This is a genomic window from Hymenobacter agri, from assembly GCF_054778495.1.
Window position 1 is genome coordinate 1 of the sequence record NZ_BAAGZM010000286.1, and the last position, 5,356, is coordinate 5,356.

4 protein-coding genes are annotated in these 5,356 nt (G+C 62.7%); 2 read left to right on the forward strand and 2 right to left on the reverse strand.

The window, feature by feature from the left end; all coding sequences use genetic code 11:
* Window positions 1-2,124: AAA family ATPase (locus ACYVDE_RS13835; protein WP_460502131.1), on the reverse strand; the 2,124-nt coding region annotated here is incomplete at its 3' end.
* Window positions 2,125-2,184: 60 nt separating this feature from the next.
* On the opposite strand from ACYVDE_RS13835, the gene ACYVDE_RS13840 reads away from it, so the two are divergent.
* Window positions 2,185-2,766 carry a hypothetical protein gene (locus ACYVDE_RS13840; protein WP_460502132.1) on the forward strand — a complete coding sequence of 194 codons (582 nt, stop codon included), beginning with the start codon at window positions 2,185-2,187 and terminating at the stop codon, window positions 2,764-2,766.
* On the opposite strand, the gene ACYVDE_RS13845 is transcribed toward ACYVDE_RS13840, so the two are convergent.
* On the reverse strand, window positions 2,750-4,291 hold the full coding sequence (locus ACYVDE_RS13845; protein ID WP_460502133.1) for a 3' terminal RNA ribose 2'-O-methyltransferase Hen1: 1,542 nt from the start codon (window positions 4,289-4,291) through the stop codon (window positions 2,750-2,752). The two genes, ACYVDE_RS13840 and ACYVDE_RS13845, sit on opposite strands and share 17 nt — an antisense overlap.
* 142 nt (window positions 4,292-4,433) lie before the next feature.
* On the opposite strand from ACYVDE_RS13845, the gene ACYVDE_RS13850 reads away from it, so the two are divergent.
* Window positions 4,434-5,066 (forward strand): hypothetical protein, encoded by a 633-nt coding sequence (locus tag ACYVDE_RS13850; protein WP_460502134.1) that lies wholly within the window; start codon window positions 4,434-4,436, stop codon window positions 5,064-5,066.
* The last annotated feature ends 290 nt before the right edge of the window (window positions 5,067-5,356 follow it).

Genomic DNA, 5,356 nt, shown 5'->3' on the forward strand with positions numbered 1-5,356 from the left:
GGTGAGGGCGGCTTCGACCTGGGGCAGGGCGGCGAGGGCGGCGGCGGCCACGGCAGCGTACTGGGTTTTGACCAGCTCCTGGGCTTTGGCCGACCAGGGCAGCAGCTCGGCATCGAGGCAGACCCAGTCGGTGTCGAATTTCTCCCAGAGGCCGGCGGTGCTCAGGGCGTCGCGCAGGCGGGCGAGGAAGGCGGTTTCGAGGGCGGCGTCGGTGAAGAAGTTGCGGCCGGTGCGGGTATAGACCTTGCCGATGCCCTCGCCCACGAGGCCCAAGCGGCGCTGGATAGCGGCTTCGTCGCGGCCCAGCACCACCACCACGCGGCTGCCCATGTGCTTTTCTTCGCACACCACGCGCTCCACGCCGAGGCGCTGGTAGTAGGCGAAGGCTTCGGCGGGGTGTTCGAGCAGGTCGGGCAGGGCCGAGGTTTCGGTGGGCGACATGGTGGGCGGCAGGTACAGCAGCCACTTGGGGTGCAGGGCGAAGCGCGACATCACCTCCAGGGCGGCCACGGCGTTGTCTTCGCGGATGGTGACGCCGCGCATGAGCCGGGTTTCGATGAACTGCTTGCCGGTGACATCGAGGATGTCGAGCAGGTCGTCATTTTCGTGCTGGGCGGTGGTTCCTGGCGCGTTTTCGGCGGCTAACTCATTCTGCGCTTGCAGCTGGAGGGCGCGGTAGTTGAGCGGGCGCACAGGCTCGCAGTAGACCTGCGCGGCGGGCACATCTACAATTTCGCGCTCGGGGTAGCGCAGGGCGGTGAGGCGGCCGCCGAACACGCAGCCGGTGTCGAGGTCGATGGTATTGTTGAGCCATTCGGCATCGGGCACGGGCGTGTGGCCGAAGGCGACCATGGCGCGGCCCCGGTACTCGCGAGCCCATTCGTAGCGCACGGGCAGGCCGAATTCGTCAATCTCGCCGGTGCTTTCGCCAAACAGCGCGAAGGCCCGCACGGCCCCCGAGCCGCGCCCCTGCATCTCCTCGGTGAGGCCGGCGTGGGCCACGACCAGCTTGCCGCCGTCGAGCACGTAGTGGCTCACCAGGCCGTCGAGGAAACGCCGCACTTCGCTTTTGAAGGCTTCGGGCTCGGGTTCGAGCTGGGCCAGGGTTTCGGCCAGGCCGTGGTTGATGGTGACGTTTTTGCCGTTGAGGTGGCGCAGGAGCTTGATATCGTGGTTGCCGGGCACGCAGAGGGCGCTGCCGTCGCGCACCATGCTCATCACCAGGCGCAGGACTTGCGGGGAGGCGGGGCCACGGTCCACGAGGTCGCCGAGGAAGATGGCCTTGCGGTGACCCCACCCCCCGGCCCCCTCCCCTCCGGGAGAGGGGGAGCCTGACGATTGGCTTATTGCACCAGTAGCATCTATTACATCTTCTTGACCAGATTCAGCCGACCGCTGACGCTCGGCTCCCCCTCTCCCGGAGGGGAGGGGGCTGGGGGGTGGGGTTACCCGCACGCCCAAATCCCGCACGTCCGTAATCGGCTCTTCCGTAATCTGATACCCCAGTTTCTCTAGCAGCGCGCGCAGCTCTTCGTAGCAGCCGTGCACGTCGCCGATGATGTCGAAGGGGCCGGTTTCCTCCTGGCGGTTGTTGTAGAGGCGGTCGCGGGTGATGGACTGGATGGCGTCGATTTCGCCCACGTTGCGCAGGTGGTGGATGTGCCGGAAGCCCTCCTGCTTGAGGTTGCGCAGGCTGCGGCGCAGCTGCTGGCGGTGGCTGGCAATGACGTGCCGGCCCAGATGGCGGCGGTCGGGGCGCTGGGCGTTGCGCTCCTGGGCCACGGCGTCGGGCACGTCGAGCACTATCGCCACGGGCAGCACGTGGTATTGGCGGGCCAGGGCCACCAGGGGCTTGCGGCCTTCCTCCTGCACGTTGGTGGCATCGACCACGGTGAGCAGCCCGCGCTTCAGGCGCTTGGCCACCAGGTAGTGCAGCAGCTCAAAGGCGTCTTTGCTGGCCGATTGGTCGTTTTCATCGTCGGCCACCAGGCCCCGGCAGGCATCCGACGACACAATTTCCGTGGGCTTGAACAAGCGCCGCGCAAACGTGGACTTGCCCGCGCCCGTGCTGCCAATGAGGAGGATAAGCGAGAGTTCGGGGACCTTGAGGGTATCTTGGGGCATTGGAAAGGGAATTTCAAGCAACATCATGTGAAAATTCACATGGCTTGGCATCTGAGCAGTATGAAAAATTTGGTAACTGCTTTCTTTTGGGTGTGTATAGGTTTTACATCCTGTAGAACTCAACTACCTGAACGAAAACCATCTATTCAAGCGGTTCAAACAAAGAACCAGACACTAATTGGGGTAAAAGGGCCGAACTTCAAAGGAACCATGTTTACTAAGGAATACCCATTCCAACTTTTATTTGTGTCTGCTATTGATTCAGTCCAAAGATTCACTCCCTCATTGGCAGAGGTGGAAATTGCGGAAAACTTATTACGCCACCAATTAAAGGCTATTAACAAACGGCGACCAAACCAGCAAGCTGGCAATCCAGTCCTGCATAGGAATCTGTCAAAGTATTTCAGGCAATATGTTGGCTTTATTGATAAGAATAGTGACAAAATAATTCATGTCAACTTCCACTGGAATAGATATAATATTATTGACAGAATGAACAATTATATCTACTTCAACGATAGTAGAATTGATTATGAGTCTGATTATTCCATTGTTATGGATGGTGGCAGCTATTATTGGGGAATAAACGCCAACATAACGCAAAGAAAGCTGACAGATTTGAGTGTCAATGGCTTTGGCTAGCAAATTGATTTTGTTCAGATAATCCAAACACCGCCATCTGCGAGGGCGCGCCGACTTCTTCCACCTCCTCCCCCATTCCCACCAGCCGCACCTGATACCCGTGCCGCTCCGCCACGGCGGTGGCCCAGGCCGTGAACTCGGCGCGCGACCATTCGAAGCGGTGGTCGTCGTGGCGGAATTCACCGGCGTTTAGCTTTTCGAATAGTTGGTTGTAGTCGGCGTTGGGGGTGGTGACGAAGACGTGCGCCGGGCGGGCCTGGCCGAACACCACGGCTTCGAGGGCGGCGAGGCGATTAGGGTCGAGGTGCTCGATGACTTCGACCAGGGCCGCCGCATCGAAGCCAGCGAGGCGGTCGTCGCGGTAGAGCAGCGAGCCCTGGATGAGGTCGATAAGTGTGCGCTGGCGCGGGGGCATCTCGTCGAGGTGCAGGCGCTGGGCGGCGCGGGCCAGGGCCTGGTGCGATACGTCCATGCCGAGGATGTATTCGATTTTGGGCTGGCGCAGGAGCAGGCGCAGCAGCTTGCCCTCGCCGCAGCCCAGGTCGAGCACGCGCTTGGGGGCAAGCTGGTAGATTTCGTGGGCGACTTGCTGCAGGCGCTGGTCGTGCAACGATAGCACCTCACCCCCCGGCCCCCTCTCCTTGGGGAGAGGGGGAGCCTGACGATTGGCGGACGCCTCTTCGACAGCCGAAACCGGCTCAGCTTCATCCAAAGCAAGACCGGTGCCCCCTCTCCCCAAGGAGAGGGGGTCAGGGGGTGAGGTTTCGTTGGCCGGGTCGTTAAGTTCCTCCCCTTCCATCAACCGCTCCAGCGTCGGGTTCACATACGCCGCCAGGTAGCGCAGGTAGCGCCGCGTGATGAAGCCGCGCTCCGGGTGCTGGGGCAGCCAGTCGCCGCCACGGTGCAGCAGCTTCTCGGCCTCGTGCTCGCCGATGTAGTAGTGCTTGTCGTTGTCGAGCACCGGGAGCAGGACGTAGAGGTGCGTCAGCACGTCTTGCAAGCGCAGGCCTTCGTGGCGCAGATGCAGCGTGTAGTAGCGGCTGTCGCCCCACTCGGGCTGGGTGGGGTCGAGCGGAGTGGTTTCGGTTTCCACCTCGTAGCCCAGCGGCTCGAAGAGGCGGCGCGGCCAGTCGGGGCCGGGCGCCGATACCACGGCCACTTTCACGGCCAGCGGCAGGGCCTGGGCGGGTAGGTCGGGCCGGTCCTTGCAGGTGCCGTTCAGGGCGGTGCCGAAGGCTTTGCTCAGGGCCGCGCTCAGGAAGGACGAGGCCACGTAGGGCCGGTCGTTCACGTACTGCTCGAGGGCAAAGCCTTCGCCCGATGCGCCGCCCTTGCCGCGCACGAGGCCCACGGGGTCGAGGTCGAGGAGCAGGGCGGCGGTGCAGCGCTCGACGGTGGCTTCGGGGTAGAAGATGTGGGCCTGGCCGCCGGCTACTTCGAGGCTTTGCAGGCGCGCCGGGTTCTTGTGCAGCAGGTAGCCGAGGTCGGTGGCGGGCTGGTAGGTGGTGGAGATGGTGAGCAGCATGGGACGCGCAGTGGAAATTCAGGACGCCGAATGTAACATGGTCCCGCCCGATGCGGGGCGAGGTTGCGGGCTGCGAAGTAGGTTTGCAGTCGGAAAAGCCGTTTTTCGGCCTACTTCCCTCCTCTCACCCGCGTCGTTTTCCGTGCCTGATACCATCCCTCCCGCTTTCCCCGCTGGCCCGTCCCTCAACGATTTCGCCAGCTTCTACCTCTACGGCCTCACCAACCAGCCCTACCAGCAATCAACTGATTTAACGAAGTTTGGCGAGCTGTACAACCTGGTTATCGGCAACCACGGCGGCCTGGGTATCGCCAGCAGCTTCCACCCCTACCAGCTGGTGAACCAGGCCGGCCTCACGGTGTGGTACGCGGCCTACGCGCAGTTCTACGCCCAGCCCAACCGCTTGGAGCTCTTTGCCGAAATGACGGTGGAAAAAGCCTCCTTCGTCACCGTGCCGCCGGCTTCGTTCGCCGAATTCCACGTCTGGCCCGACACCCGCCTCACTACCGACGAAAACCCAATTTTCGGGCGGTTCGTCCCCTTCGTCATTCCCTTCCTGGTACGCAAGGACCCGGAATTGCTGCGTTGGGACAAGGAATTTGCCGCGGCCGAGGGCGACAAAAACCGCATTGCACCCTACTTGAAAGCGGTGAACGAAGCCATTAAATTCGTGCAGCCCGCGCCGGCTTTCGTGCTGGGCTTCGGCGAGTTCGATGAGCAGCAGCCGGAACTGCTGGTTGAGAAGTTCATCAACTGCCGCGACATGCTGCTGTAGCGTGGACTCTGCGAGTCCGCGCATCGCACGCACCGGTGAACGGCGAGAACAGGCGCGGACTCGCAGAGTCCACGCTACAACAAAACGCCCCGACCAGCCGGCCGGGGCGTTTTCATTATCAACCTACTGGCCCGGCTACTTCACGGCCAGGCGGGCAGTGGCGCCGTCGGTGGCTTTCAGCAGATAGAGGCCCGGGGCCAGGCCGGCGGTTTCGAGGTGGTCGGTGGCGGTACGAAGCTGGCGCACGGGGCGGCCCAGCATATCGAGCAGCGTGCCCGATACCGGCCGGC

Coding starts and splice junctions, on each gene's coding strand:
- ACYVDE_RS13840 (WP_460502132.1), top strand. CDS start 2,185: ATGAAAAATTTGGTAACTGCTTTCTTTTGGGTGTGTATAGGTTTTACA.
- ACYVDE_RS13845 (WP_460502133.1), bottom strand. CDS start 4,291: ATGCTGCTCACCATCTCCACCACCTACCAGCCCGCCACCGACCTCGGC.